24 protein-coding genes are annotated in these 26,216 nt (G+C 76.0%); 13 read left to right on the top strand and 11 right to left on the bottom strand.

What is annotated here, in order from left to right; translation table 11 throughout:
- Positions 1-34 precede the first annotated feature (34 nt).
- A complete protein-coding gene (locus WIS52_RS24580; RefSeq protein ID WP_349300727.1) occupies positions 35-490 on the top strand; it encodes a VOC family protein in 456 nt (151 codons plus the stop codon).
- An 88-nt stretch (positions 491-578) separates the two neighbouring features.
- On the opposite strand, the gene WIS52_RS24575 is transcribed toward WIS52_RS24580, so the two are convergent.
- The gene (locus WIS52_RS24575; protein ID WP_349300726.1) at positions 579-1,475 is read right to left on the bottom strand and encodes a LysR family transcriptional regulator; all 897 of its coding nucleotides are present in this window, start codon (positions 1,473-1,475) and stop codon (positions 579-581) included.
- A gap of 70 nt (positions 1,476-1,545) precedes the next feature.
- Between WIS52_RS24575 and WIS52_RS24570 the strand changes: the two genes are divergently transcribed.
- A complete protein-coding gene (locus WIS52_RS24570) occupies positions 1,546-2,808 on the top strand; it encodes an FAD-binding oxidoreductase (protein WP_349300725.1) in 1,263 nt (420 codons plus the stop codon).
- A gap of 38 nt (positions 2,809-2,846) precedes the next feature.
- On the opposite strand, the gene WIS52_RS24565 is transcribed toward WIS52_RS24570, so the two are convergent.
- On the bottom strand, positions 2,847-3,920 hold the full coding sequence (locus WIS52_RS24565; RefSeq protein WP_349300724.1) for a coiled-coil domain-containing protein: 1,074 nt from the start codon (positions 3,918-3,920) through the stop codon (positions 2,847-2,849).
- Between the two features lie 250 nt (positions 3,921-4,170).
- Here WIS52_RS24565 and WIS52_RS24560 point away from each other — a divergent pair, with 250 nt between their 5' ends.
- Genes WIS52_RS24560 through WIS52_RS24550 form a run of 3 tightly spaced genes read left to right on the top strand, consistent with a single transcriptional unit; the run spans position 4,171 to position 5,333 of the window.
- Entirely contained in the window at positions 4,171-4,455 is a 285-nt protein-coding gene (locus WIS52_RS24560) for a hypothetical protein (RefSeq protein ID WP_349300723.1), read from the top strand.
- Positions 4,448-4,738, top strand: a complete 291-nt coding sequence (locus WIS52_RS24555; RefSeq protein WP_349300722.1) for an SH3-like domain-containing protein — start codon at positions 4,448-4,450, stop codon at positions 4,736-4,738. Before WIS52_RS24560 ends, WIS52_RS24555 begins: the two co-directional genes overlap by 8 nt.
- A 1-nt stretch (position 4,739) precedes the next feature.
- Entirely contained in the window at positions 4,740-5,333 is a 594-nt protein-coding gene (locus tag WIS52_RS24550; RefSeq protein WP_349300721.1) for a nitrile hydratase subunit alpha, read from the top strand.
- 27 nt (positions 5,334-5,360) lie between these two features.
- On the opposite strand, the gene WIS52_RS24545 is transcribed toward WIS52_RS24550, so the two are convergent.
- Positions 5,361-8,234 (bottom strand): helix-turn-helix transcriptional regulator, encoded by a 2,874-nt coding sequence (locus WIS52_RS24545; RefSeq protein WP_349300720.1) that lies wholly within the window; start codon positions 8,232-8,234, stop codon positions 5,361-5,363.
- Positions 8,235-8,446: 212 nt separating this feature from the next.
- A complete protein-coding gene (locus WIS52_RS24540) occupies positions 8,447-11,203 on the bottom strand; it encodes a helix-turn-helix transcriptional regulator (RefSeq protein WP_349300719.1) in 2,757 nt (918 codons plus the stop codon).
- Positions 11,204-11,474: 271 nt separating this feature from the next.
- On the opposite strand from WIS52_RS24540, the gene WIS52_RS24535 reads away from it, so the two are divergent.
- Positions 11,475-11,897: a WhiB family transcriptional regulator gene (locus tag WIS52_RS24535; RefSeq protein ID WP_349300718.1), complete on the top strand. Its 423-nt coding sequence runs from the start codon at positions 11,475-11,477 to the stop codon at positions 11,895-11,897.
- A 78-nt stretch (positions 11,898-11,975) separates the two neighbouring features.
- On the top strand, positions 11,976-12,110 hold the full coding sequence (locus WIS52_RS24530) for a hypothetical protein (RefSeq protein WP_349300717.1): 135 nt from the start codon (positions 11,976-11,978) through the stop codon (positions 12,108-12,110).
- A 2-nt stretch (positions 12,111-12,112) separates the two neighbouring features.
- Here the strand turns inward: WIS52_RS24530 and WIS52_RS24525 are convergent, their stop codons facing one another.
- A complete protein-coding gene (locus WIS52_RS24525) occupies positions 12,113-13,870 on the bottom strand; it encodes an ABC transporter ATP-binding protein (RefSeq protein WP_349300716.1) in 1,758 nt (585 codons plus the stop codon).
- On the bottom strand, positions 13,867-15,585 hold the full coding sequence (locus WIS52_RS24520) for an ABC transporter ATP-binding protein (RefSeq protein ID WP_349300715.1): 1,719 nt from the start codon (positions 15,583-15,585) through the stop codon (positions 13,867-13,869). The genes WIS52_RS24525 and WIS52_RS24520 overlap by 4 nt, the downstream gene beginning before the upstream one ends.
- Before the next feature lie 141 nt (positions 15,586-15,726).
- Here WIS52_RS24520 and WIS52_RS24515 point away from each other — a divergent pair, with 141 nt between their 5' ends.
- From WIS52_RS24515 to WIS52_RS24505, 3 genes are read left to right on the top strand one after another with little or no spacing between them, the layout of a single operon-like run.
- On the top strand, positions 15,727-17,295 hold the full coding sequence (locus WIS52_RS24515; RefSeq protein ID WP_349300714.1) for an alpha/beta hydrolase: 1,569 nt from the start codon (positions 15,727-15,729) through the stop codon (positions 17,293-17,295).
- Positions 17,296-17,323: 28 nt separating this feature from the next.
- Positions 17,324-18,682 carry an FAD-binding oxidoreductase gene (locus tag WIS52_RS24510; protein ID WP_349300713.1) on the top strand — a complete coding sequence of 453 codons (1,359 nt, stop codon included), beginning with the start codon at positions 17,324-17,326 and terminating at the stop codon, positions 18,680-18,682.
- Positions 18,679-18,888, top strand: coding sequence for a hypothetical protein (locus tag WIS52_RS24505; RefSeq protein WP_349300712.1), 210 nt, complete (start codon positions 18,679-18,681; stop codon positions 18,886-18,888). The genes WIS52_RS24510 and WIS52_RS24505 overlap by 4 nt, the downstream gene beginning before the upstream one ends.
- 9 nt (positions 18,889-18,897) lie before the next feature.
- On the opposite strand, the gene WIS52_RS24500 is transcribed toward WIS52_RS24505, so the two are convergent.
- Positions 18,898-19,623, bottom strand: coding sequence for a helix-turn-helix domain-containing protein (locus tag WIS52_RS24500; RefSeq protein WP_349300711.1), 726 nt, complete (start codon positions 19,621-19,623; stop codon positions 18,898-18,900).
- A 79-nt stretch (positions 19,624-19,702) separates the two neighbouring features.
- Here WIS52_RS24500 and WIS52_RS24495 point away from each other — a divergent pair, with 79 nt between their 5' ends.
- Positions 19,703-20,428 carry a type 1 glutamine amidotransferase gene (locus tag WIS52_RS24495; RefSeq protein ID WP_349300710.1) on the top strand — a complete coding sequence of 242 codons (726 nt, stop codon included), beginning with the start codon at positions 19,703-19,705 and terminating at the stop codon, positions 20,426-20,428.
- Here the strand turns inward: WIS52_RS24495 and WIS52_RS24490 are convergent.
- From WIS52_RS24490 to WIS52_RS24475, 4 genes are read right to left on the bottom strand one after another with little or no spacing between them, the layout of a single operon-like run.
- Positions 20,395-21,057, bottom strand: coding sequence for a response regulator transcription factor (locus WIS52_RS24490; RefSeq protein ID WP_349300709.1), 663 nt, complete (start codon positions 21,055-21,057; stop codon positions 20,395-20,397). The genes WIS52_RS24495 and WIS52_RS24490 overlap by 34 nt on opposite strands.
- Positions 21,047-22,195: a sensor histidine kinase gene (locus WIS52_RS24485; protein ID WP_349300708.1), complete on the bottom strand. Its 1,149-nt coding sequence runs from the start codon at positions 22,193-22,195 to the stop codon at positions 21,047-21,049. Before WIS52_RS24485 ends, WIS52_RS24490 begins: the two co-directional genes overlap by 11 nt.
- Before the next feature lie 60 nt (positions 22,196-22,255).
- Entirely contained in the window at positions 22,256-23,230 is a 975-nt protein-coding gene (locus tag WIS52_RS24480) for an HNH endonuclease signature motif containing protein (protein WP_349300707.1), read from the bottom strand.
- Entirely contained in the window at positions 23,133-23,576 is a 444-nt protein-coding gene (locus WIS52_RS24475) for a DUF222 domain-containing protein (protein ID WP_349300706.1), read from the bottom strand. The genes WIS52_RS24480 and WIS52_RS24475 overlap by 98 nt, the downstream gene beginning before the upstream one ends.
- 283 nt (positions 23,577-23,859) lie before the next feature.
- On the opposite strand from WIS52_RS24475, the gene WIS52_RS24470 reads away from it, so the two are divergent.
- Both WIS52_RS24470 and WIS52_RS24465 read left to right on the top strand, forming a co-directional pair.
- Positions 23,860-25,308: a serine hydrolase domain-containing protein gene (locus WIS52_RS24470; protein ID WP_349300705.1), complete on the top strand. Its 1,449-nt coding sequence runs from the start codon at positions 23,860-23,862 to the stop codon at positions 25,306-25,308.
- A 113-nt stretch (positions 25,309-25,421) separates the two neighbouring features.
- A complete protein-coding gene (locus WIS52_RS24465; RefSeq protein ID WP_349300704.1) occupies positions 25,422-26,210 on the top strand; it encodes an alpha/beta fold hydrolase in 789 nt (262 codons plus the stop codon).
- The last annotated feature ends 6 nt before the right edge of the window (positions 26,211-26,216 follow it).

Here is a 26,216-nt window from a genome sequence, read left to right as displayed (position 1 = left end):
GATCCGTCCGCGATCGCTGTCAGGATGCAACGCCATGAGCCGCACCATCCAGATCACCGTCGACGCCCACGACCCCCGCGCACTGTCCGTCTTCTGGCGCGACGCCCTCGGCTACGTCATCCCCGCACCGCCCGGCGCCTCCGGGGACGGCGATCCGCTGACGGCGTGGGACGACTTCCTCGCGAAGATCGGTGTCCCGGAGGAGCAGTGGAACTCGTCGTCTGCCGTACAGGACCCGGACGGCACCGGGCCGCGGTTGTTCTTCCAGCAGGCCGGAGCGGAGAAGGCCGGGAAGAACCGGCTGCACCTCGACGTCCGCGCCGCACCCGGGTTGCAGGGCGACGAGCGGATGGCCGCCCTGGAGGCCGAGTGCACCCGGCTCGTCGGTCTCGGGGCGACCCGGATCCGGCGGTACGAGCCGGCCCCGCCCCTGGACGCCGGCCACATCGTGCTGACCGACCCCGAGGGCAACGAGTTCTGCCTGGACTGAGCACCGATCGGGCGCGGTCACGGCACCTGATCGACGATCGGGCCCGGTTTCCGGTCGGATCCGGCCGGTTTCCGGGCCGGATGGACGATCATCGCGGATCCGTCCCCGCGAGGGTGTCGAGCAGCGCCCGGCCCGCCGGGCCGTCGGGGCCGCCCGCGCGCCAGGCCACGTGCAGCCGGGTCCGGATCTCCGGCGCGATCGGCACCGTGACCGGCGGGTGGTCCAGCGCGAGCACCGCGGGCGCGGTCGGCGCCGGCGCGGGGACGACGGCGACCCCGGCGCCCCGGGCGGCCAGCCGCAGCAGCAGGGTCGTCGACCCGGCCTCGAACGCGACCCGTGCGGTGATGCCGTGCGCGGCCAGAGCGGTGTCGAGAGCCGCGCGCAGCCCGTGCCCGCGCGGCAGGCAGATCAGCGGCCGGGACGCGAGGTCCGCCGGTCCGACCGAGTCCCGGGTGGCGAGCGGGTCGTCCGCGGAAACCGCGGCGACCAGCGGGGCCTCGGTCAGGACCCGGGACTCGATCCCGTCCGGCGGGCCGGCCGGCAGTCCCAGCACGGCGACGTCGAGGGCCCCGGCGCGCAGGCCGGACAGCAGCTCGTCGGCGGTGCCCTCGCGCAGGGTCATCTGGACGCCCGGGTGTGCGGCGGCGAACGCGCCCACCGGGTCGGCGAGCACGGTGTCGGGCAGCGACGACGCCATCCCGACCGCGACCCGGCCGCGCACCAGCCCGCGCAGCGACGCGACGGCGTCCCGGGCGCCCTCGACGGCGGCGAGCGCGGCACGGGCGTGCGGCAGGACGGCCCGGCCGGCCTCGGTGGGGACGACGGCGCGCGGCCCCCGGGTCAGCAGGGTCTCCCCCAGCTCCCGTTCCAGCTGCCGGAGCTGGGCGCTCACACCCGGCTGTGCGACGTGCAGCTTCTCCGCGGCGGCGGTCACGGTGCCCTCGTCCACCACGGCGACGAGGTAGCGCAGGTGACGCAGTTCCATAACTGTCAATGCTAGCTCGGAGACAAACCAGCTCTTCGACTTCTGCTTCCGCGCCGCGCAGGCTCGAGGCATGGACACGACGACCGACATCCGCGACGTACTGACCGACCGCATCACGGGCCCCGTCACAGCGGTACCGACGTCCGTGGCGAGCTTCCAGACCGGGCTGGCCCACCAGCCCGCGGTGGTGGCCGTCCCGACCGGTACCGCCGACGTCGCGGCCGTGCTCGCCGTCGCCGCGGAGCGCGATCTGCCCGTCACCGTGCACGCGTCCGGGCACGGGCTCCGCTCCCCCGCCGACGGCGGGCTGCTGCTCACCACCGGCCGGATGGCCGGCGTGCGGATCGACCCGGCGACCCGGACCGCCCGCATCGGCGCGGGCGCGCGCTGGGCCGACGTCCTCGCCGCGGCCGCCCCGTACGGGCTGCGGCCACCGAGCGGCAGCGCCCCCTCGGTCGGCGTCGCCGGCTACCTGTCCGGCGGCGGCCTCGGCCTCGCGGCCCGGTCCGACGGCTGGGCGGCCGATCATCTGCGGTCGATCGACCTGGTCGACGCCGAGGGTCCCCGCACGGTCGACGCCGGCTCTGATCCGGCCACGTTCGCCCGCCTGCGCGGGACCGGCCCCGTCGCGGGGGAGGTCGTGACCGCCGTCGAGCTCGGCCTGCTGCCCTCCGACGGGTTCACCGGCGGCGGCCTGGTCCGGGTACTCGGCCCCGCCGACGAGCCGGGTGACCCGGAACCACTGCACGCGTGGGCGTCCTGGACCGCGGACCTGCCCGACGAGATCACCTCGGGGGCGAGCGTCGTGCCCTACCCGGACCTGCCGTTCCTGCCGCCGGCGCTGCGCGGCCGGCGGGTGCTGAGGATCGGGGTGACCGTGCTCGGCGGCTCGGCGCGCGCCGACGCGCTGCTGGCGCCGCTGCGCGCGGCTCTGCTCCCCGAGCAGGACACGGTGGCCCCGCTGGACCCGGTCGACAGCGGCCGGGTGTACGCGGAACCGGAGTTCCCGCACGCCTACCTCGGCGACGACCTGCTGCTCTCCGGCCTGGACCCGGCCGGGCTCGACACGGTCGTGTCCCGGGTCGGCCCGATGGTCGTCACCGGGATCCGGCACCTCGGGGGCGCGGCGGGGCGGTCCCCCGCGGTGCCGGACACCGTCCGCGGGCGGGGCGCCGGGTTCCTGGTCGGCGCGCTGGCACCGTTCGGCCCCGACGCGGTGCCGGCGGACCGGGCGTGGGCGGGCGTCGACGACGTCCTCGACGGGTTCCGCCGGGACGCGACGGCCGAGGTCAGCCACCCCGCGTTCCGGTTCGGGCCCGACCGGGCGTCCTGATCGGACACCGACCGTCCACGCGGATCCCCGGGTGGGAGTCAGTCCGTCCGCAGGACCGCGGCGAGCGCGGCGAGATCGTCGGGGTGCAACCGGGCCGGCGCCGTCCCGGCCTCCGGCCCGGCGGTGCGGAGCTGATCCAGCTCGGCGGTGCGATCGTCACGTTCGCGACGGACACGGTCGAGCTGCGCGGCCAGGTCCCGGGCCTCCCCGCGGGCCTGCTCGGCGAGAGCCGCCGCGTCGGCGTGCTGCTCGCGCAGCCGCTCCGCGGTCGCGCGGGCGTCGGCGAGCAGTTCCTGACCGGCGTCGAGCCGGCTGCGCTGCTCGGCGACGGTCCCGGCCAGGGTGTCCCGCTCGGCGCGCAGCGTCTCGTGCTCGGCGCGCAGCCCGCCGAGCTCCCCGCCGATCCGGTCGCGTTCGCCCTCGGCTGCGGTCGCGCGCCCCGCGGCGGTGTCCCGCTCGTACTCGGCCGTGCGGGCGGCGAGCACCGCGGCCTCCCGGCCCCGGTCCGCGGCCGCGGCCTGGTCGCGGGCGGCACGGGCGTCCTCGACGGCCGAGTCGCGCGCGGCGACCGCGTCCGCGGCCTGCTGGCGGGCGGCACCGAGCGCTTCGGTGGCCTCGAGCGCGGCGACCGCGGACTCCTCGGCCCGGGTGACGGCCTCGGCGCGCTCCCGGCGCGCGTCCGCGGCACCCGCTTCCGCCTCCCGGGCGCGCCGGACCGCGGCGTCCCGGGCCGTGTCGGCCTCCTGCCGGGCGGCGTCGGCCTGCGCGGCGGCCGCGCGCGCCTGCTCCGTCGCGGTCAGCGCGTCGCGCTGTACCTCGTCGAGCCGGTCGGAGACCGCGGTCAGCGCGGCGGAGAGCTCGGCGACCGGGCCGGCCATCGCGGCCACGTGCTCGCGCAGCCGGTCCGCGTCGAGAGCGAACGTCCCCGCTCCCCCGTCGAGCCCGAGGGTGCCCAGCGCGTCCCGCTCCGCGCGCGCCATCTGCGCGCAGCTGCGCCCGCCCTCCCAGCGGGTGTCGCGGCAGAACGAGCGCGGGCGTCCGCCCTGGGGTCCCGGCGGGGGGAGCTCAGCACGGCAACGGCTGTATCCGCAGCGTACGGCGTCGTCGATCACGTGACGGACCGTATCAGTTCGCTAGTTCCGAACTTCAGTACCAGTTACGGGTTCGATCAACTGAACCTGCCACCAACAGAACCATCGTTTCGTTGGTGCGTGATGATGCGTAGCTCCGCGGGGGCGTGACCGGACCACCCCACGACGGCCCGGTCCCGTCTCGCTCGCTCCCGTGCGCCCCGTCTCGGGCACACTGCGATGGCCGCGTTCGGGCGGTTGCCCGATCGCCGTGCGGCAGTAGGGAGAGGTCGTGGCTCGAATCAACGACGTCGGTGGGATGACCGGGTTCCCCCTGATCACCGAGGAAGCCGACGAGCCGATGTTCCACGCGGACTGGGAGGCGCACGTCTTCGCCCTCAACGGGCTCATGGTCCGCAAGGGCGTCTACAACCTCGACGAGTTCCGCGACGCCGTCGAGCGCATCCCGCCGGCCGAGTTCCTGGCCGCGAGCTACTACGAGCGATGGTTGAGGGCGATCACGACGCTGCTCGTGGAGAAGGGCGTCGCGAGTGTCGAGGAGCTCGGCGGTGCCTGATCGCTACGCGCCCGGCGACCGCGTCCGCGCCCGCCACGCCGACCCGCCGCACCACACGCGCCTGCCCCGCTACGCCCGGGGCGCTCGCGGCGAGGTCGTCGCCGCGAGCGGGCACCATCCCCTGGCCGACGACCGCGCACAGGGCCTCGACGTGCAGGCGCAGACGGTGTACCAGGTCCGCTTCGCCTCGTCCCGGCTCTTCGGCGCGGGCGACCACGACCTCGTGATCGAGCTGTGGGAGAGCTACCTCGAACCGGACCCCGACGACTCCGCAGGAGCGTGACATGAGCACCGGCAGGCACGACGACGCGCCGATCGCCGCACGGGTCCGGCACCTGGAGTCGACTCTCGAACGCCTCGGCGTACTGGCCCCCGGCGAGATCGACGCCAAGGTCGACGACAACGCCCGGACCGGGTCGCCCGCCCACGGCGCCCGGATCGTCGCGCGGGCCTGGATCGACGGGGACTTCCGCCGGCGTCTGCTCGAGGACGCGAACACCGCGATCCGCGATCTCGGCCTGTCCATGGCCGGCGGGGTGCAGGAGCAGCGGCTCGAGGTCGTCGCCAACAGCGCGACCACGCACAACGTCATCGTCTGCACCTTGTGCAGCTGCTACCCGATCAGCCTGCTCGGTCCGTCCCCGTCCTGGTACAAGAGCGAGGCCTACCGCGCCCGCGTCGTGCGCGAACCCCGCGAGGTGCTGCGGGAGTTCGGGCTCGAGCTGGCCCCCTCGGTCGACATCACCGTGTGGGACGCGAGCGCCGAGTCCCGGTACATGGTCCTGCCCCAGCGGCCCCCGGACACCGGTGCCCTCGACGAGCCGGCCCTCGCCGAGCTGGTCACACGCAAGGGGCTCATCGGCACCGCACTCCGGTGAGCGAGATCGACCGGACCGGACACCGGGTCAACCGACGGGGCCGGCACCGCCGACCCGCAGCTCGCCCGCGAACTCGATCCGGGCGAGCCTGGCTCGGGAGGTGATGCCGAGCTTGGGATAGACGTTGGCCAGGTGGTGGCCGACCGTGCGCGGGCTGATCAGGAGCCGCGCCGCGATCTCCCGGTTGGTCAGGCCCTCGGCGGCGAGCCGCGCGATGCGCAGTTCCTGCGCGGTCAGCTCGGCCGACGGGCCGGTCGCGTTGCGGGCGACGGGGCCGTTGGTCAGGTCCTGCTCGCGCAGCGCCCGCCGGCGCAGGGGTTCCGCACCGAGGCGGTCGAAGACCTGGGCGGCCGCCGCGAGCTGGTGCCGGGCGTCGGCCCTGCGGCGCGCCCGTCGCAGCCACTCGCCGTACAGCAGCCGGGTGCGGGCGTGCTCGAACGGATGGTCCGCCGCGCCCGGCACGTCGAGGGCCGCCCGGTAGGCGTCCTCGGCCGCCGCTCCGCCCCGGACGAGGGCCCGGAGCCGGTGTGCGGCCGCCCGGGCCCAGGCCGCTCCCGAGCGCTGCGCCCATGCGGACACCGTCGTGAGCCGGGACTCGGCGACGTCGGTATGCCCGGCCTGCACGGCCGCCTCGGCGGTGTCCACGGCGGCGAGCAGCGCGAAGGTCGGGTGGGCGGCCTCGTGACCGGGCTCGGCGAGAGCCGTCAGGTCGTGCAGCGCCTCGTGCGGCTGCCCGGCGAACAGGGCCGCCCGTCCGCGGTACAGGTAGGCCTCCGCGGTGAGGGCCCGCACCCCGCGCGGGACCGACACCTGCAGGACCCGGGTCGCGTGCTCGTCGACGACGGCACGGTCGCCCCGGGCTGCGGCCAGCGCGGCGAGGGTGGTGCGGCACTGCGCGGCGACATGATCCGCACCGACCTCCTCGGCCAGCCGCAGACCGTCGCTCGCCGCGGTCATCGCGCCGCCCCAGCGGCCGGCGGCGAGGTCCAGAACCGCGGTCCGGGACAGCACCACCGCCAGCCCGCTGCGTTCGTGGCGGCGCCGCAGCCGCGCGGCCCGGAGCCGCAGCACGTCGAGCACCGGGCCCTCGATCCCCCAGGCCTGGGCCAGGGGCGCGGGTGGCAGCAGCTCCCAGGTGAGCGCCCCGAGCACGCCCACGGTGTCCGCTCCCCCGTCCGGCGCGGCGGGTGCGGGTCCGCCGGTCCCGTCGTAGCAGGACCACCAGCTCCGCAGGACCGGCAGCAGCGCGGTGAGGGAGGGATCGTCGTCGACCTCGACCCGGGCGTCGACTTCCCGCAGCCGCCGCAGCGCCTGCTGCCGGAGGTCGGTCCGCCCGGCCGACCACGCCGCGTGGACCGCCGTCGTTCCCAGCTCCAGAGCGCAGCGGGCGCCGTCCACGGCGGTCATGTCGCGGGTCAGGTAGTGGTGGGCGCGCTCCGGTACGCCGTGGGCGGACTCGAGGATCCCGCGCAACCCGCCGCTGTGCCGGGCGACGATCACCTCGCCGCCCAGCCGCTCGGCGTCGTCGAGCAACTGCCCGGCCGCCGACGCGTGCCCAGCGTCCCACGCGGCACGGGCACCGGCCGCCAGCCGGCGCACGGCATCGGCGGGCGCCGGGGACAGCTCCGCCGCCCGCCGCAACGCACGCATGGCCGTCGGTCCCGCGTCGTGCCGCAGGCGCTCCCCCGCCGACCGCTCCAGCAACGCGGCGACGTCCTCGTCCGCCGCATCGGCGGCCGCAGCCAGGTGCCAGGCCCGCTCCTCGGCGGCGTCCTCCGGCAGCGCGTCGGCGAGCGCCCGGTGCGCCGCCTGCCGTTCCGTGAACGCGGCACCGTCGTAGACCGCGGCCGGGATCAGCGGGTGCCGGAACTCCACCCGGGATCCCGAGGTCCGGAGCAGACCCGAGCGCCGGACCTGGTCCCAGGCGGCCGGGTCGACGCCCCATCCGGATCCGGCGTGGTGCACGACGTGCGGGGCGCCCCGGTCCTCGGCCGCGGCCAGCAGCAGCAACGCGCGGGTCGACGGCTCCATCGCGGCGACCCGGGCGCCGAACGCCCGCCGCAGCCGTGGGCCCAGCGGCGCACCGTTCCCGAACGGCCGTCGGGGCGCCCCGCCGGGTTCCGGACGGAGATCGAGGGTGCACAGCTCGCGCAGCGCGAGCGGGTTGCCCCCCGCCGTCCGGATCACGTGGTCGGCCAGGCCGCGGTCGGCACCCGGCAGGACGGCGTCGACGAGGCGGCGGGCGTCGTCGTCGGCCAGGCCCACGACCTCGATCGACGGCAGCCCCTCCCACGGGCCCGCCGCGGGGTCCTCGTACCCGGTGAACAGCACGCCGACCGCCTCGCTCCGCACCCGGCGCGCCAGGAAGCCCAGGCAGTGCGCGGTCGCCTCGTCCACCCACTGGGCGTCGTCCACCACGACCAGCACGGGCCGCTGCCGGGCCAGGTCGGAGACCAGCGAGAGCACCGCCGCGCCGACCAGGAAGCGGGCGGCCGGCTCCCCGCCCAGCCCCAGGGCACCACGCAACGCCGTGGCCTGCGGGGCGGGCAGGATGTCCAGCCGGTCCACCACCGGCCACAGCAGCTCGTGCAGGGCCGCGAACTCCAGACCCGCCTCCGTCCGGGTACCCCGGCACCGCAGCACGGTGCCGCCGGCCGCCGCGGCCACCGCGTACTCGAGCAGTGCGGTCTTGCCGATCCCCGGCTCGCCCCACAGCACCAGCGCGGACCCCGCGGCGTCCGCCACCCCGGCCCACCAGCGGTCGAGAGCCGCGGTCTCCGCACCCCGCCCGATCAGCTCCGTCGTCGTCGCGCCCCGGAGGGGCGTCGCGGCGCCCGGCTCCGGGAACACCGGCCAGGGGCGGCCGGAGACCACGGCGCTGCTCGCCGAACCGACCGACATCCGCGGTGTCTCCCTCCGTTCGCGCGGCCCCACGCGGGGCCGGGGACGGACGGCCACCCGGGTGCGGACGTGCTCCGACCCCGGGGCCCGGCATCCGGCACGGTCCGGCCCATCCGTGTTCTCAGGGTCGTGCCGGCATCGGTCGCTTCGCCTCGGTGGAACTCACGTAGATCCCCGGCGCGGGCGACGTGCGTGCCCGGGGGCCGCCGGGGTCAGCCGGCGTACAGCTCCCTGAGCTGCCGGCGGGAGGTGATGCCCAGCTTGCGGAAGATGTTGCGCAGGTGGGTCTCGATCGTGCGCGGGCTCAGGAACAGCTGCGAGGCGATCTCCGGGGTGGTCGCCCCGGTCGACACGAGCCGCGCGATGTGCAGTTCCTGGGCGGTGAGCGTGTCGGTCGGCCGGGCGGTACGCCTGCGTGGGTGCTCCCCCGTCGCGCGCAGCTCGCGGGCGGCGCGCGCGGCGAACGCCTCGGCCCCCATCGCCGCGAGCTGCTCGTGGGCGTGCTGGAGCTGTTCGCGGGCGTCCTGGCGACGGCCGTTGCGGCGCAGCCACTCCCCGTAGACGAGATGGGTGCGGGCGAGGTGGGTCGCCATCCGGCACCCGCCGAGCAGCTCGATCGCCCCGCGGTAGTACTTCTCGGCCTCCGGACCGGGCGTGGTCAGCGCCCGGGAGCGCGCTTCGAGCCCCAGCGCCCAGGACGTACCACTGGCGTCCGCGCGTGCGCCGAGCCGTTCCACGGCCTCGGCGGCTCGTTCCGCCCGGCCGGCGCGGACGGCCGCCTCGACGAGCTCGGGCAGCGCCAGGCTGCTGTGCGCCAGGTCCTCGGACCCGCAGGCCCGTTCCGCGGCGTCCACCGCGGCCGCGTAGTTCCCGAGCCCGTTCTCGAGCACCGCGAGCGTGTAGGAGGCCAGCGCGACCTCGGTACCCGCCTCCCGCCCGTGCGCGGTCTCGACCGTGGCCTCGTACAGCCGCACGGTCTCGGACCGGTCACCGCGCCAGGCGGCCAGGAAGAGCCGGTCGTGGCGCAGCGGGACGAACCCGATCGCCCGCGCGATCACGGTCTGCTCGTCGGCCAGCTCCGCGGCCTCGGCGAGGTCCCCGGTCAGCACGAGCTCCATCGACCGGAACAGCAGCGCCGCGGGGAGCGCGGCCAGCGCACCGATCTCGCGCAGCAGCCGGAGGTTGCGGGTGGCCAGCTCGTGGACGAGCTCGTCGTCGAACAGGGCCACGGCCGCCCGGCAGCCCATCCACAGGAAGCGGTGGTTGGCGTGATCACACGGGACCTCCACGGCGAGGTTCCGTTCCCGGAACCCGAGCACCGCCCGCCGCAGACCGGGAACGGCCGCCTCGTATCCCCGGGTGTAGGCCGTCACCAGCGCGTCGAGCAGCAGATCGACCGCCTCGGGTGGGCCGGGCGGCGCGGGTGCGGCCGCGGCGGCCTCGGCGATCCGGAGCACTCCCGGGCCGTCCCCGGCCGGGCCGATGATGATCGCCGCGTCGAGCGCGTGCAGGTAGGTCTCCCGAGCCAGCGCGGGGTCGAGCGGGGCGAGCGTCCCGGCGGCCCGCAGCAGCATCGCCGGCACGTCGCTGCCGCGTGCCCGGTGGAACGCGATCCGGGCGTGCAGCAGGTCGAGCCGGGCCCGCTGCCGCGCGTCGGACGGACCGTCGGCCGCGACCGCCAGCAGGGCGAGCGCCACCTCCGATGCGCCGGACTCGTGCATGACGTGCGCGGCCTCCAGCGCCCGTTCCGTCCGGCGGGCGGGCTCGGGGGTCAGCTCGGTGGCACGCTCCAGGAACCAGGCGGCGGCCGCCAGGCCACCCCGGGCGCGAGCCCGGTCGGCCGACCGTTCCAGCTCGGCCGCGACCTCCTCGTCGCTGCCCTGCGCCGCCTTCGCCCGGTGCCACGCCCGGCGGTCGGGATCCGAGCGCGGGTCGGTGGCCTCGGCCAGCGCGGCGTGCACACGACGACGATCGGCGGGACCGGCGGCCCGGTACACCGCGGAGCGCACCAGCGGATGCCGGAACCGCACCCGGCTGCCGATCTCCACCAGCCGGGCGGCCTCCGCGGGCGCGGCCGCGTCGTCGTCGATGCCCAGCATCCCGGCCGCACGCCACAGCAGCGCCGCCTCGCCGGTCGGCTCCGCCGCGGCGATCATCAGCAGCGTCTGCGTCCCGGCCGGCAGGCTGCCCGAACGCCGGGAGAACTCCTCCTCGACGCGGCGTGGCACCCCGAGCAGGTCCGGCCCCGCGAACCCACCGGCCAGCCGTGCCGGTTCCGCCACCCGTGGTAGCTCCAGCAGCGCGAGCGGGTTGCCGCGCGCCTCGGCGACGATGCGGTCGCGCACGCCGTCGTCCAGCGGGGTGCGCAGCGCGGCGGCCATCACCGCCCGCGCCTCGACGTCCCCGAGTCCGGCCAGCTGCAGCTCCGGCAACCCGTCGACGGGGTGGGTGCCACCCTCGTCGAGGTCGCGCAGCGCGAACAGCAGCACCACCCGCTCGCCGGCCACCCGCCGCGCCACGAACGAGAGGATCTCCGCGGACGCCCGGTCCAGCCATTGGGCGTCGTCGAACAGGCAGAGCAACGGCCGGTCCTCCGCGACCTCGGCCAGCAGGTTCAGGACGGCCAGTCCGACCAGGAACCGCTCCGGCACCGCACCGCTGCGCGACCCGAACGCCACGCCCAACGCGTCCTGCTGCGGTGCGGGCAGCGCAGCAGCCCGGTCGAGCACCGTCGCGCACAGCTGGTGCACGCCGGCGAACGCGAACTGCGTCTCGGCCTCCGTACCGACGGAACCCTCCACCCGGAACCCCGAGGACGCCGCGACCGTGCGTGCGTGCTGCAACAGCGCGGACTTGCCGATGCCCGCTTCCCCACGCACTACCAGCACCCCGCTGCGCCCGGACCGTGCCTCGGCGAGCAGCTGTTCGACAGCCGCCCGCTCGGCACGTCGGCCCACCAGTTCCGCCACATCGACTCCTCGGTCCGGCCGAGCCGGTTCGATCCGGACTACGTGAGTCTTACGGATGCGAAGTGGACGAACCAGGCCGGGTCCGCACCTCCCGGCCGGGACCGCCGGCGGACCGCACACCGAGGTCGTCGCAGCGTGTCGGCCGGTCGCGACCGCGGCGCCGGCCCGGCCACGGGGCTCCGCCCCCCGGACCGCGGGACGCCGCGCCGGGGCGGGGTATCCGGGGCCTTCACGGACGCGACGGCACCGTCGCCGGCACGAGGCTGATCACATGACAGGACGACGAACCGTCTCCGTGTCGCACTGGACGTGGCGGCACCGGGCGCTCTGCCGCGACATGGACAGCGGTGTGTTCTTCCCGCCCGAGGGCGAGCACGGCACGGCGCGTCACCGCCGCGAGCAGGCCGCGAAGGCCGTCTGCGCCCGCTGTCCGGTCCGGCCGCAGTGCGCCACCGACGCGCTGGTCAACGGGGAGCGCCACGGCGTCTGGGGCGGCCTGTCCGCGGCGGAGCGCCGTGCCGCCCGCCGGACCGGCGACCGGAGACCACACGACGACGAGGAGGAGAGGACCGTGGCGTGGAGCACCCGCCAGCTCGCCGAGCTCGCCGGCACGACGGTGCGGGCGGTACGGCACTACCACGAGGTCGGACTGCTCGACGAGCCCGCACGCCGGGCCAACGGCTACAAGCGGTAGGACGTCGCCCATCTGGCCCGGCTGCGCCGGATCCGGCATCTCAGCGATCTCGGGTTCTCCCTGGTCGAGATCGGTGCGATGGGCGAGCGCGACCCGTCCCCGCAGGCCCTGAGTGCGCTCGACGGCCAGCTCGTCTCCACCATCGAGCGCCTCCGGCGAGCGCGCGCCGCGCTCGGGACCGTCCGGCGGCCCGCGCCGGTCGACGGTCCCTGAGGTCACCCGGAGCTCCACGACCGCCACGACCGCGCGTAGGCACCCCCGGCGGCCAGCAACTCGTCGTGCGTCCCCAGCTCCACCAGCCGCCCCTCGTCGAGGACGGCGATCCGGTCGGCGTCGCGCGCGGTCTGCAGCCGGTGCGCGATCGCGACGACCGTGCGCCCGGCGAGCACCGACGCGAGCGCCCGCTCGGTGCCGCGCGCGGTCCTCGGGTCCAGCAGCGCGGTCGCCTCGTCCAGAACCAGGGTGTGCGGGTCGGCCAGCACCACCCGGGCCAGCGCGAGCTGCTGGGCGCGTGCCCCGTCGAGTGGGATCTCCCGGCCGAGCACGGTGTCCAGGCCGTCGGGCAGGTCGGCGACCCGGTGCGCGCCGACCGCGTCCAGGGCCCGGACCAGCTCGTCGTCGTCCGCGTCCGGGCGGGCGAGGCGCAGGTTGTCGCGCAGCGTGTCGGCGAAGACGTGGTGGTCCTGGGTGACGAGCACGACCTGGGCGCGCAGCCGGTCCGGCGGCAGGTCCGCCACCGGCACCCCGCCGACGGTGACCGCGCCGGTACGCGGCCGGTCCAGCCCGGCCAGCAGCCGGCCCAGGGTGGACTTGCCCGCCCCGGAGGCACCGACGACGGCGAGCCGCTCGCCGGGCCGGATCACCAGGTCGATGCCGTGCAGCACGTCCGGCCCGCCTCCGTAGGCGTGGTGGACCTCGCGCACCTCGATGCGGTCGTCGCGGGGCGTCCCGGCCGTCGCCGCGGTCGGGACCCGGACCTCGGCCAGGCCTTCCAGCCTGGCCAGTGACGCGGCGGCGCCCTGGAGCTGCTCGACCCAGATCATGACGGTGTCCAGCGGGGTCGCGAGCTGTCGCAGGTAGACGGTGGCGGCGACCACCGTGCCCAGGGTGACCAGGCCGGCCCGGCCGAGCGCCGCACCGGCCAGCAGCACGCCGACGACGGGCAGCGCCAGCGCGACGTCCACCGACGGGAACAGCACGCTGCGCAGGGACAGCGTCCGCAGCCGGGCGGACCGGGCGGCACCGATCGCCGTCTCGGCGGCCGCGGCCCGTTCGTGGTCCAGGGCCAGCGCCTCGACCGTGCGGGCGCCGCGCGCGGTGTCGGTGACGGTGCCGGCCAGCGCGGCCCCGGTGTGGGCCTCGTGCAGGTAGGCCGAGCGCGCGCGGCGCAGGTACCAGCGCAGCGAGACCCCCAGCCCGGCCAGGCACAGCAGCCCGCACGCGCCGAGCAGCGGGTCGAGCACCAGCACCGCGGCCACCAGGAACACCACCTGGACGACGGCCACCGCGACCTCGGGCACCGCACGACGCAGGGCGGACGCGACCACTCCCGCGTCGGTGCTGCCCCGGGAGATCAGATCGGCGGGGTCGGCGGCCTCGACGACGGCCGGTGGCAGCGCCAGGGCCCGGTCGAGCAGGCGTTCCCGGATCCGGGCCGCGCTGCGCTCGCCGAACCGGTAGCCCACCCCGAGCGCGATCCGGGACAGCACGATCTGGACCAGCGTGCTCAGCACGACGACCAGCGCGAGCCGGTCGATCGTCCGCAGTGGATCCGGGTCGGTCCCGTCCGCGACGACGTCGACGATCCGGCCGAGCAGCCACGGCCCGACCAGCCCGGCCCCGGCCGCCGCCGCGTTCAGCGCGAGCATCGCGGCCACCGCGGGCCGGTCGGCCGCCAGCTCACCGAGCACCGCCGCCCGCAGTCGCGCGGAGCCGGCCACCGGGAGGATCCGGTCCCTGGTACCGGCGCTCACGGCGTGGTCCCGGTGTTCCGCGCGACCACCGCGCGGTAGCCGGGCTCCCCCGCCGACAGCTCGCGGTGCGTCCCGCACGCGACGGCGACCCCGCCGGCGACGAACACGACCCGGTCGGCCCGGTCGAGCAGCAGCGGCGACGAGGTGACGACGACCGTGGTGCGGCCCGCGCGGTGCACCCGCAACCGGTCGGCGATCGCCGCCTCGGTGGTGGCGTCCACAGCGGACGTGGGCTCGACCGCCAGCAGGGTCTGCGGGTCGGCGTACACCGCACGGGCCAGCCGCAGCCGCTGGCGCTGCCCGCCGGACAGCGTCGTGGCGCCGGGGACGAGCCGGGCGTCCAGCCCGCCGGGCAGGGCCGCGACGACGTCGTCGGCCGCGGCGGTGTGCACGGCGGCCCGGATCCGGTCGTCGTCGGCCCGGTGCCGGCCGGCGACGGCCTCGCGGACGGTGCCGGCGAACAGGGCGGCGTCGTGGTCGGCGACCAGCACCCGCTCGCGCACCCCGGCCGGGTCCAGCGCGTCCAGCCGGACACCGGCCCAGGTCGCGTCGGTCCGGCCCAGCCCGCCCAGCCGGTCGACGACGGCGATCACGGCGGCCGGGTCGTCGCCGACCAGTGCGGTCAGTGCACCGGGCCCGATCACGACCCCGGAGGCGGGGTCGGCCAGCGGCCCGTCGTCCGGGATCGGGACGGGGGCGGGGCCGGCGCGGCGATCCGGCTCCAGCCGCAGCAGCCGCACCACCCGCGTCGCGGAGACCAGGCCACGGGCGATGTCGCCGGCACCCTCGATCAGCGCCGCGACCGGCACCACCAGCATCGCCAGGTACCCGTACACCGCGACCAGCTCGCCGACGGTGATCCCGCCCTGCGCGGCGGTCCGTGCCGCCGGCCAGGTGACCGCGGCCAGCAGCAGCGCGGGCAGTCCGGTCGCCAGCGCACCCACCCAGCTCGCCGGTCGCCCCACGTGATGGCCGAGGGTCACCAGGTGCTGGGACTGCCGCGCGTAGCGGTCCTGGTGGAACCGCTTCCCGCCCACGCCGTTCAGGACCGGCAGCCCGGCGAGCAGGTCGACCAGCCGCCGGGTGAGCACGCCCTCGGCGTCGCGGTAGCCGGAGCCGGTGCGCTCGATGCGCTGCAGCAGCGGACCGACGGTGACCGCGAGCAGCGGTACCCCGGCGAGCACGAACAGCGCCAGCGGCGGCGAGATGCCGACCAGGACGACGGCCACCACGACGTAGGCGACGACCGCGCCGAGCCCGGGTCCGGTCACCGTCAACGACTGGGCCACCACCCGCACGTCGGCAATGCCGACCGCGGTGACCTCCCCCGTGTCGGACCGGCGACGCAGCGACGCGCCCAGGTAGGCGCAGTGCCGGACGGTGGCGCGCACGGTCCGGAACGAGGCGTCCATCCGGATCCGGGACATCGTGCGGTGCCGGGCGATCGAGAGGAACGCGACGAGCCCGCCGGCGCCGAGCAGGGCGCCCGCCCAGCCCAGCAGCGCGGCGCTGTCGCCCGGCCCCAGGCCGTCGTCGATCGCGCGGGACAGCAGGTACGGCGGCAGCGCCAGCGACACCATCCAGGCGCTGCCGAACACCATCCCCCGCAGGATGCGCGGCCACTGCGACCGGGCCAGCCAGATCAGGAACGCCGTGGGCGTGCGGAGATCGGCCGGTCGCGGCGGCGCGTGGCCCGCCGGTGATCCTCCCCCCACCTCCGCAGTGTGGCCGACCAGCACCGTCCACGCAGGACCCGACGGTCCGGCCGGCTTGCCGGATCGGCCCACCCGGGACGTGGCCCGGATCACGCTGCTCCGAGTGGAGTGTGCCGTGGCGTCCAGGTGTCCACTCCCGCGGTGCTTCCACCCCGACACGGTCGTTCGTGGCCGCTGACCGCGGCTCTGCCGCTGCTGCTGGTCCTCGGAGCCTGCGCCCAGCCCGACCCCGCTCCCGCCACCGGCGGGACCGCCGCCCCGCCCGCCGGGCTCGCCCGCTTCCACGACCAGGAGCTGACCTTCGGGTCGTGCGCCGACGGGTACGCGACCACCGCCGCCGAGGAGACCGCGTACGCCGGCCCGGGCATCGAGTGCGCCCGCCTCGAGGTCCCGCTGGACTACGACGAGCCCGGCGGCCCGACCGGCCAGGTCGCGATGCTGCGGGTCCCCGCCCGGGGCGAGTCACAGGGATCGCTGCTGCTCAACTCCGGCGGCCCAGGTGGCCAGGGGATGCCGTTCGCGCTGCAGACCGCGGCCGCGCTGGACGGCAGCCCGGTGACCGAGCGGTTCGACCTGGTCGGGTTCGACCCCCGCGGGGTGGGTGCGTCGACGCCGGCGATCGAGTGTTTCACCCCCGAGCAGTACCTCGCCGGGGACGCGACGACCGAGTTCTTCTTCACCGCGGGCGACTGGACCGCCGCCGACGCCGAGCGGCTGGCCGAGCAGTGCGCGCAGGGATCCGGCGGGGATCGGGCGCTGGCGACCGTCGGTTCCCGGGACACGGTGCGCGACATGGACGTCCTGCGTGCCGCACTCGGCGAGGAGGAGCTGAACTTCCTGGGCCAGAGCTACGGGACCCGGATCGCCGCCCTCTACGCCGAGGCGTTCCCGCAGAACGTGCGGGCGATGGTCGTCGACGGCGCCATCGACCCCCGGGCCGGCAACGAGCGCCGGCTGGCCCAGTACACCGGTTTCCAGCAGTCGTTCGACGTCCTCGCCGCCGACTGCGCGACGCAGCCGGACTGCGTGCTCGGCACCGACCCGGCGCAGGCCGTGCAGCGCTACCAGGAGATCGTCCGGCCGCTGCTGGACGCGCCGATCCCGCACGGCGACGGGCAGCTGTTCGGCTACAGCGACGCGATCAACGCCACCGTGTGGGGCCTCTACGCCGCGGAGCGGTGGCCCGCGATCACCAAGGGGCTCACCGAGCTGCAGGCCGGTGACCCCACCCGGTTCGTGCAGATGGTCCAGCTCGCCGCCGAACGGGAGCCGGACGGCCGGGGCAGCAACCTGACCGACGCGAACCTGGCGATCACCTGCATGGACGAGGCGCGGATGTCGGAGGAGGACGCCGCCGACTTCCGGGCCCGGATCTACGCCGCGACACCGTTCGCCGACCCGGGCCGCGGCACCGGTGGTGCCCGGGACGCCTGCGAGGCCTGGCCGGCCGAGCCGGAGCCGGCCTACCCGCTGCCCGAGCGCATCGACGCCTCCGCCCCGGCGCTGACGATCTCCTTCACCCGGGACCCGACCGCGCCCTACGACGGCGCGACCCGGATGTCCGAGATGCTCGGCGGCACCCTGCTCACCGTCGACGGCGACGGGCACACCATCGCCGCCGCCGGGACGAACGAGTGCGTGAACCGGGCCGTCGCCGAGTACCTGACCACCCTGACGTTGCCCGCCGCCGACGCCCGCTGCGCGGGCTGACCGGCCGCCCCGGACCGGACGGAGACCCATGACCACTGCGACGACGATCGACGAGCTGTCCGCGCGGCTGGCCGGCGCGCTGGGCGACGACCGCCTGCACCGGCCCGGCTCGGCGGGCTACGGCGAGGCGACGACCCTCTGGAACGGTGCCGTGACCACCCGCCCGGCCCTGGTCGTGCGGCCCCACGACACCGCCGGGGTCGCCGCCGCGGTCACCGCGGCGCGAACGGCCGGCGTGGCCGTGACGGTGCGCGGCGGCGGGCACGACTGGGCCGGGCGGTCGCTGCGCACCGACGGGCTGGTGATCGACCTCGGTGCGCTGCGCGGCGTGCAGGTCGCCGGGGACGTGGCGGTGGCCGGCGGCGGCTGCCGGACCGCCGACGTCGTCGCGGCCGCGGCACCGGCCGGGCGCAACGTCGCGACCGGCACCGCAGGCGTCGTCGGGATGGCGGGGTTGTCCCTCGGCGGCGGGTACGGCCCGCTGCTGGGGACCGCGGGTCTGGCCGCGGACAACATCCTCGGTGCCGAGGTCGTGCTCGCCGACGGGCGGGTCGTCTCGACCGGCGACGACCCGGAGCTGCTGTGGGCGCTGCGCGGCGGTGGCGGGAACTTCGGCGTCGTCACGAGCCTGCGGATCCGGCTGCACCGCGACCGCGGCCTGACCGGCGGGATGGTGATCTTCCCGTACGCGGAGGCCGCGACCGTCCTGGAGCGCTACGCCGCGCTGCTCGCCGACCCGGAGGACGGGCTGACCTCGCTGATCGAGATGACCGTCGTCCCCGAGGTGGGCCCGGCGCTGCTCGCGGTCCCGGTGTGGTCCGGCGACCCGGCGGGGGCGGACGCGGCACTGGACCGGGTGCGGGGCCTGGGCACCCCGATCATGAGCACGGTCGCGCCGACCGGCCAGCAGGACCTGCTGGCGCAGTTCGACGCCGCCGTCCCGGCCGGCATGGGATGGGACATCCGGACCCGGAGCCTCGCCGCGGTGACCCCGGAGGTCGCCGAGGTCCTGGTGCGCTGCACGGACACCCGGCCCGGTCCCGGAGCGGGGATCGGGCTCCGCCAGTTCCACGGCGCGGCGGCCCGCGTCGGGGCAGGCGACACCGCGTTCGGGCTGCGCGACTCGCACGTCGTCGTCGAGATCTCCGCCGGCCGCGGCCCCGACGAGGACGCCGGCCCCTACCGCGAGTGGGCCGACGAGGTCGACGCGGCACTGGCGCCGCACGCGCTGCCCGGCGGCTACCCGAACTTCCTCGCCGCGACCCGGCACGAGCAGATCGAGCACGCCTACGGCGGCAACGCCGCGCGGCTGCGCGCGGCCAAGCGCACCTACGACCCCGACGGCGTGTTCACCGCGACGCCGCTGCCGCCCGGAGACCCCCGATGACCCTGCCGGTGGTCCCGCTCGCCGACGCGACGCCGGCGGCGCTCGCGATGGACGGCCACGTCGCCACGGTGTTCTGGCGCCGGGAGCTCCGGGCGCACGAGGCCGCGGCCCGCGCGGTGAGCGACCGCGTCGACCGCGAGCTGCCCGGGCTCCGGAAGGCGCTGGCCTGGTCGATCGCCGCCCGCCGGACGCCCGGCAGTACATGAGACGGACCGTCAGGCCCGCGCCCGTCCGAGCACGATGTCCACACCGGACATGACGTCGCGCTGCGCCGGGTTGTAGAGCTCGCGCTTGGCCGCGGCGAGCGCCTGCCGGGCGAACCGGGCCCCGAGGGGTGCGTCGGTGTGCAGGTCGGTCAGCGCGGGGTGCCGGAGGTGGATCTGCCGGACGTAGCCGGCCATCCGTCCGGCGAGGTCCCGGCGGGTGCGGGCGTCGGCGTGGGCGGGCAGGGTCGCGAACTGACCGGCGGCCGGGTCGGGCGGCATCGTCGCGATCATGTCGGTGTAGGCCGGCCGCTGGCGGGGGCCGAGCACCCGGGACATGACGACCACGAACGAGCGGTCGGCCTTCGTCATGGCCCGCTCGGCGGCGGGCGGGGCGAAACCGGTCGGCAGCTCGGCCGGCGTGCGGTCGCGCAGCATCCGGCCGAGCTCGGTGCGGGTCCGGCGGAGCGTCTCGATGGTGGCGGCCAGCTCGGCGTCGACGGCCTGCACGACCTGCTCCGGGGCGTCGGTCTCCATCGCCGCGATCCGGGACACGGTGACGCCGAGGTCGGTCAGACGCTTGATCCAGAGCAGCCGGGCGAGGTGGGTCGCGTCGTACTGCTTGTAGCCGTTCGGCCGCCGTTCCGGCTGCGCCAGCAGCCCGATGTCGTTGTAGTAGCGCACCGCCCGCCGGCTGACCCCGGCCAGGTCGGCGAGCTCGCGGATGCCCCAGGCCATGGTGCTCCCCTCTCCGTACCGCCACTGGACATCGTGCCGTGGCGGCATGGTCAAGGCGACAGCGCAGTACGTTCGCCGGGTGACCACACGCCGGGCCCTGGTGATCGGCCACGACCACGTCGCGGGCCTCGGCCTGCTGGAGTCCGTGCTGCGCAGCAGCGGCATCGACCTCACCTGGCTCACCGTGGTGCCGGCCGATCGTGTCGACTCCCCCGACGTCGACGTCGCGTTCCCCGAGCCCCGGGCATGGGATCTGGTCATCACCCTGGGAGCGCCGTGGCCCCGTGACCGCATCCGCGGCTGGGCGGCGGCCGAGACCGGCTTCCTCCGCCGCGCGCACGACGGCGGGGTCCCGGTCCTGGCGATCTGCTTCGGCGCCCAGCTCCTGGCCGAGGCGCTCGGCGGCACGACCCGCCCGCTCGGCCGGTCACGCATCGGCTGGCGCGACGTCCGTCCGGCCGCCGGGAGCGGGCTGCCGGCCGGGCCGTGGTTCTGCTGGAACTCCGATCAGCTCGTCCCGCCCGGTGAGGCGACCGTCCTGGCCACCAGCGACGACGGCTGCGAGGCCTTCCGGCTCGGCACGAGCGTCGGCCTGCAGTTCCATCCCGAGATGAGCGCGACCCTGCTGGACGACTGGTTCACCCTGGGCGTCCCGGACGGTCTCGACGTCGAACACCTCCGGGCGGTCACCGCGCGGCGGGAGCGGCGATCGTCCGCGGCCGTGCGGCAGCTCCTGCGGGCCGCCCTCCCGCCTCGGCCTTCCGGGCGCGCTCACCGGGACGGCTCGACGAGGCACGCCTCGTAGCCGGCGATGACCAGCTGCGCCCGGTCGCGGGCGTGCAGCTTCGCCAGCAGCCGGCCGATGTGGGTCTTCACCGTGCCGCGGCTCAGGTGCAGGGCCGCCTCGATCTCCGCGTTGGACAGCCCGCGCGTGACCAGCGTGAGCACCTCCCGTTCCCGCCCGGTCACGCCCGGGAGCCGGTCGTGTCGCCTCCGGGCCGTCGCCGCCGGGCCGAACTCGGCGATCAGCCGTCGGGTGACCGTCGGTGCGAGGAGCGCCTCCCCGGCGGCGACGACTGCGATGCCGTCGAGCAGCCGGGCCGGCGGTGTGTCCTTGACCAGGAACCCCGCGGCGCCGGCGCGCAGCGCCCGGTAGACGTACTCGTCCCGGTCGAAGGTCGTGAGGATGAGGACGCGCGCCCGGCAGCCGGACCCGACGACCGCGGACGTCGCCCGGATCCCGTCGCCGCCAGGCATCCGCACGTCCATCAGCACGACGTCCGGGTCGTGCGCGACCGCCAGTGCGGCCGCCTCGTCGCCGGTCCCGGCCTCGGCCGGCACCCGGAACCCGTCGGTCGCGTCGAGCAGCGTGCGGATGGTCGCCCGGTAGCGGACGTCGTCGTCGGCCAGCAGGACGGCGATGTCACGGGTCATGCTGACGCGCGTCGAGGGGGATGGTGGCGACGACGGCGAACTCCCCGTCCGCACCGGTAGTGGCTGTGAGCTCGCCGCCGTGCAGCGCCGCGCGCTCGGTCATGCCGATGATCCCCTGCCCGCGTAGGGCCGGGTCCCGCCGGCCGGTGGACGGGTTGACCACGTCGATCCGCAGGACGCCGTCGTCGAAGGCGACGGTGACCGAGCACCGCCGCGGCTCGGCGTAGCGGAGCGCGTTCGTCAGGCTCTCCTGCACGATCCGGTACGCCGACGCCTGCAGGCCGCCCGGCACCCTCTCCCGCTCCACGAGCGCGGTGTAGTCCACCCGCAGGCCGGCCGCCCCGGCCGCCTCGACGAGACCGTCGACGCCGGCGAGGTCGGGCAGGTCGTCCGGCGCGGACCGGAGATCGGCGAGGACCGTCCGCACGTCGGTCAGCGCGTCCCGGCCGACCTGCTCGATCATCGCCAGCGCGGCGCGGCTCTCCTCGGGCCGGTCCGCGAGGTGCCCGGTCACCGCGGCCTTCATCGTGATGAGGCCGAGGCTGTGCCCGACGATGTCGTGCACGTCGCGGGCGATGCGGAGTCGTTCCTCGGTGACCGCCTGACGCTCGCGCATCCGGATCAGCGCCGCGGCGTCGGCCCGCCGGCCCCGCACGAGCCGGCCGAGCACCCACACCGAGGTGAGGACGACGGCGCTGTAGACCACGACCGTCACCGCGCCGGTCGTGGCGGCGCCAACCTCCCGGATCCCGGTCGCGAGCGGGAGCCCACCCACCACGAGAACGGCCAGACCGGGCAGGACCACGGCGGCGAGCGAGACACCGAATGCGATGATCGAGCCACGGACCGACTCCGTGTGCAGTGCCACCGGGTAGAGGGCGAAGGCGACCGCGAGCACGACCGGATCCCCCGGCACGCCGATCAGCACCGCCGACGCCCCGGCGCTCAGCTCGGCACCCAGGACGAGGCCCGGCCGGACGCGGCGGAACGGGAGGACGACCGCAATCGCGAGGGCGGCGACCCAGATCGACGGTGTGAGGACCGGGCTGCGGATCAGGGCGAACGCGGCGACGGCCGCGGCGGCGACGGCATCGGCCGCCACCAGCCCCGGCGGGGGCCACGGTCCGCGCCTTGTCACGAATATCACGCTAGACCGCGTCTGTCGAAGCCGGTCGAACACCTCGAGCCGTTCATCGGGTCAGCTCACGAGCTGGGCGACCCGTGGTGGTGGTCGTTGCGCCGGGATCCGCCCGACCAGGTCCGGGCGCTGCAGCATGTTGCGCCGCGGCCCACCCGGCACCCACGGCGGGGGATGGAACAGCGGGAACCCGCCGTCCATCATGATCACCCAGTCGCCCTTGTGGATCAGCGTGTGATGCTGCGAGCACAGCAGGACGAGGTTGTCGAGATCGGTGCAGCCGCCGTGGGCCCAGTGCCGCACGTGGTGGGCGACACACCACTGCGGCGGGGCGTCGCAGCCGGGGAACGCGCAGCCGCCGTCGCGCTGGGCCAGTGCCCGGCGCTGGGCCCGGTTGGCGCACCGCTTGTCCCGGCCCACGAACAACGGCTCCCCGGTCGAGGCGAGCACGATCGGCACCATCCGCGCATCACAGGCCAGCCGCAACGCCGCCTCGGCATCGATCGCCGCCCGCAACGTCCCGTCCCCGAACCCGATCAGCGCCCCACCCTCGCCCGTCACGAGGGTCTCCAACGGGACGGTGACCGTGACCTGCACCGCCTGACCGGCCTCGGTCCCGAGCGCGCCGGTGGCGAGCATCCGCCGGGCCAGCTCGACCAGCCCGTCGGCGGTGCGCTCCGCCGTCGAGCGCGGGTCGCGTTCGCCGGGCTCGTGCCCGGTGTGCTCGCCGTCGGCGCAGCAGTCAGCATCGGCCGGGACGGTCGGGCACGGCGCACTCAGCGGCGAGAGCGCGCTGCGGAGGATCGCGGCGGACTCGCGGTCGAAGAAGCCGCGTGCCTCGAATCCCTCCCCCAGCGAGCGTAGGGTCAGCGCGTTGCGGGTGGGCCTGGGCTCGCGCGGGCGGGCGCCGTCCGGATCGAGCAGCGCCAGGGCGTGCTTACCCAGCCGACGCACCGCGTCGGGGTCCAGGCTCCGGGCGTGCTCGGTCAGGTCGACCTCGAGCGGGGCGCGGTGCTCGTCGACATGCGGCGGCAACGCACACGGCCTGGATCTCGCGCACGTGCTCCGGGGTCAACGCGCCCTCGGCGACCGCGGCGGCCAGCACCGCCAGATCCGGCTCCACCGCCTCCCCGCTCACCTGCCGGCGCGGAGCCAGCTGCTCGGCCGCCCGCACCCGGGCTCGTGCGGTGGAGCGGGACACGTTCTGCACCGACCGCAACAGATCCGTCAGATCCTTATAGCCCGTGGCCTCGGCCAGCCCGCGGGAACGGGCCTCGCCGATCAGCTCCACCATCTGCGCGAACGCCTCGTTCACATTCTCCTGGGCAACGCGCAGACCGAGGAGGAGATCCTCGTCGGTGGCCTGCCAGGCGGTGGTCATGTGTCCGATTCTCCGATCGAACACACGTTCCCCTCTAGTAATAAGCGACCACCGGTCACATATCAGCGACGAGCGGCGAGGCCCCACGACACCGACAGCTGGGACGCGACTCGCACGGTGTCCGGTTGGGCGTCGCCAAGGACGCGCCGTGGCACATCAGCCGGTCACCCGCGCCTGGTGGCGACACCACTCTCCGGCACACGGCACCGGCCACAGACCGCGCGCCGGGATCGGACCGTGGTCCGATCCCCCGGTCGAGGACGCGACCGATGCTCGTCCGGTGATGCCGACTCTCCATGGTGCGGTCCTGGCCGTCGCCCTGTCCGTGCTGCCCGCTCCCGTTCCGCCGCCCGCCGCCGTCGCACCCGGCGCCGACGTCACGCCGGCCGCGGTCGACCGGGTCGTCGAGGAGTACCGGGCGGCGGTGGCCGTGCCCGGGGTCGCCGTGGCGGTCACCCGCGGGGAGGAGATCCTGCACGTCGCCGGGTACGGGCACTCCCCCGACGGCGCGCCGGTCACCCCGCACTCCACGATGGCGACGGCGTCGCTCAGCAAGTCGTTCACCGCGCTCGCCGTCCTGCAGCTCGTCGAGGACGGCCGGCTGGGCCTCGACGATCCTCTTCGGACACACCTGCCGGACGCCGGGTCGGACGACCCGCGCTGGGCGAGGATCACCCTCCGGCAGCTGCTCGACCAGACCTCCGGCCTGACCGACGCGACCCTCCCGCAGTTCAGCCGCCCGCAGCCCGACGATCTCGCCGGTTCCGTCGCGAGCTTCCGCGGCCGCGCGCCGGAGCACGACCCCGGGAGCACCTGGGAGTACTACAACCCCAACGTCCAGATCGCGGCCCGGATCGTCGAGGTCGTGAGCGGGCAGCCGTTCGCGACCCGGCTCGACACCCACGTGTTCGGGCCGCTGGGCATGACGGACAGCCGGACGATCGCCACCGCCGACGAGCTGCCGCCGTCGGCATGGGGACACCTGCGGGTACTGGGCCGGGCGGTCGCACTGCCGGAGCCGCCCGCGTTCGGCACAGGGTCCGGGGGCGTGCTGAGCAGCGCCCACGACCTGGCCGGGTGGCTGCTCGCGCAGTCCGGACACCGGCCCGCGGTCGTCTCCCCGGCCTCGATCACCGCGATGCACACGCCGTCACCGGCCTCGGGCGGCTACGGACTCGGCTGGGACACCGGCACGACCCCGGGCGGGCAGCGGAGCGTCTCGCACGGCGGGGACATCTTCACCTCCACCGCCCACCAGGCGGTGCTGCCGGACGCGGGGATCGGTGTCGCGGTCCTGGCGAACACCGGCGCGGCCCACGGCGACGCGCACGAGATCGCCCGGCGGATCATCGCGCTGGCCGACCGGACGCCGTCGCCGCCGCCGGCCGACCCCGGCGCCGGGATCGACGCCGCCCTCGCCGCGGTGTCGGCCGGTGCCGTCGCCCTGGCCGCCGCCGGGATCCGTCGGGCGCCGACGTGGGCGGCACGGCGCAGTAGCCGCTGGGGGTTCGCGTTCCGCGTGATCCCACTCCTGGCTCCGGTCGGTCTGCTCGGGGCCATGGCTCCCGTCGTACGCACGCTCTTCCGCGGTCGTGACGTCACCTGGCTGCAGGCCGCCTACCTCTTCCCGGCGTTCACGGTGGCGCTCGCCGTCATCGCGGCGGCCGCGACGGCACTGTTCGTCCGCCGGGTGCAGTGCTGGTCGACGCGCGCCGGCCGCGCAGCGCCCTGACGTCCCAGCTCCCGGCAGGGACCGGTCGTCTCCAGGAGCGCCCCCGATCCGCACACCGCGATCACCGGCGGCACGATGGAAGGCGCCCGGAACGATCGAGGAGGTCGCGACACGTGCCGTCCGAGCAGATCTGCGAGGCGTCCGACGGCGTACGGATCGCCCACCAGCACGCGGGCCAGGGCCCACCCCTGGTGCTGCTGGCCGGACAGGCGAACAACCACCACTGGTGGGACGACGTGCGCGCCGACTTCGAGGCCACGCACACCACCATCACCCTCGACTACCGCGGCACCGGCCGCAGCGACTCCCCGCGCGAGGGCTACAGCACGGAGATCTTCGCCCGGGACGTCGTCGCCGTCCTCGACGATCTCGGCGTCGACCGGGCCGACGTCTACGGCACCTCGATGGGCGGCCGGGTCGCGCAGTGCCTGGCCGCCCACCACCCGGACCGGGTCCGTGGTCTCGCCCTGGGGTGCACCTCGCCCGGTGGCCGGCTCGGCGTCGAGCGCGACGCCGAGGTGCGCCGGCAGCTGGCGCAGTCCGACCGGACCGCGGCCCGGCAGGCACTGCTGGAGTTGATGTACACCCCGGCCGGACTGGCGACCCGTCGCGGCCCGTACCGCGTCCTCGGCGACCCGACGATGGCGCCGAACGCCCGGCGGGGGCACCTGCGCGCCAGCGACGGGCACGACGGCGCCACGCTGCTGGGCGCGATCGCCGCCCCCACCCTCGTGCTGCACGGCACCGACGACCGGCTCAATCCCGCCGCGAACGCCCCCGTGCTCGCCGAGCGGATCCCCTGTGCGCGACTGAGAATGGTCGACGGTGCCCGGCACGCCTACTTCGACGAGTACCGGTCCGTCGCGGGCCCTGCCGTGCTGGACTTCCTGTCCACCGCCTGAGGACCG

The organism is Pseudonocardia nematodicida, from assembly GCF_040105385.1.
GTDB classification, from domain to species: domain Bacteria; phylum Actinomycetota; class Actinomycetes; order Mycobacteriales; family Pseudonocardiaceae; genus Pseudonocardia; species Pseudonocardia nematodicida.
The sequence above is the reverse complement of the archived record's forward strand: the minus strand, read 5'-3'. Positions and strand labels throughout refer to the sequence as shown.

Coding starts and splice junctions, on each gene's coding strand:
- WIS52_RS24570 (WP_349300725.1), top strand. CDS start 1,546: ATGGACACGACGACCGACATCCGCGACGTACTGACCGACCGCATCACG.
- WIS52_RS24535 (WP_349300718.1), top strand. CDS start 11,475: ATGACAGGACGACGAACCGTCTCCGTGTCGCACTGGACGTGGCGGCAC.
- WIS52_RS24550 (WP_349300721.1), top strand. CDS start 4,740: ATGAGCACCGGCAGGCACGACGACGCGCCGATCGCCGCACGGGTCCGG.
- WIS52_RS24470 (WP_349300705.1), top strand. CDS start 23,860: ATGCCGACTCTCCATGGTGCGGTCCTGGCCGTCGCCCTGTCCGTGCTG.
- WIS52_RS24500 (WP_349300711.1), bottom strand. CDS start 19,623: ATGGCCTGGGGCATCCGCGAGCTCGCCGACCTGGCCGGGGTCAGCCGG.
- WIS52_RS24530 (WP_349300717.1), top strand. CDS start 11,976: ATGGGCGAGCGCGACCCGTCCCCGCAGGCCCTGAGTGCGCTCGACGGC.
- WIS52_RS24545 (WP_349300720.1), bottom strand. CDS start 8,234: ATGTCGGTCGGTTCGGCGAGCAGCGCCGTGGTCTCCGGCCGCCCCTGG.
- WIS52_RS24490 (WP_349300709.1), bottom strand. CDS start 21,057: ATGACCCGTGACATCGCCGTCCTGCTGGCCGACGACGACGTCCGCTAC.
- WIS52_RS24575 (WP_349300726.1), bottom strand. CDS start 1,475: ATGGAACTGCGTCACCTGCGCTACCTCGTCGCCGTGGTGGACGAGGGC.
- WIS52_RS24580 (WP_349300727.1), top strand. CDS start 35: ATGAGCCGCACCATCCAGATCACCGTCGACGCCCACGACCCCCGCGCA.
- WIS52_RS24475 (WP_349300706.1), bottom strand. CDS start 23,576: ATGACCACCGCCTGGCAGGCCACCGACGAGGATCTCCTCCTCGGTCTG.
- WIS52_RS24505 (WP_349300712.1), top strand. CDS start 18,679: ATGACCCTGCCGGTGGTCCCGCTCGCCGACGCGACGCCGGCGGCGCTC.
- WIS52_RS24510 (WP_349300713.1), top strand. CDS start 17,324: ATGACCACTGCGACGACGATCGACGAGCTGTCCGCGCGGCTGGCCGGC.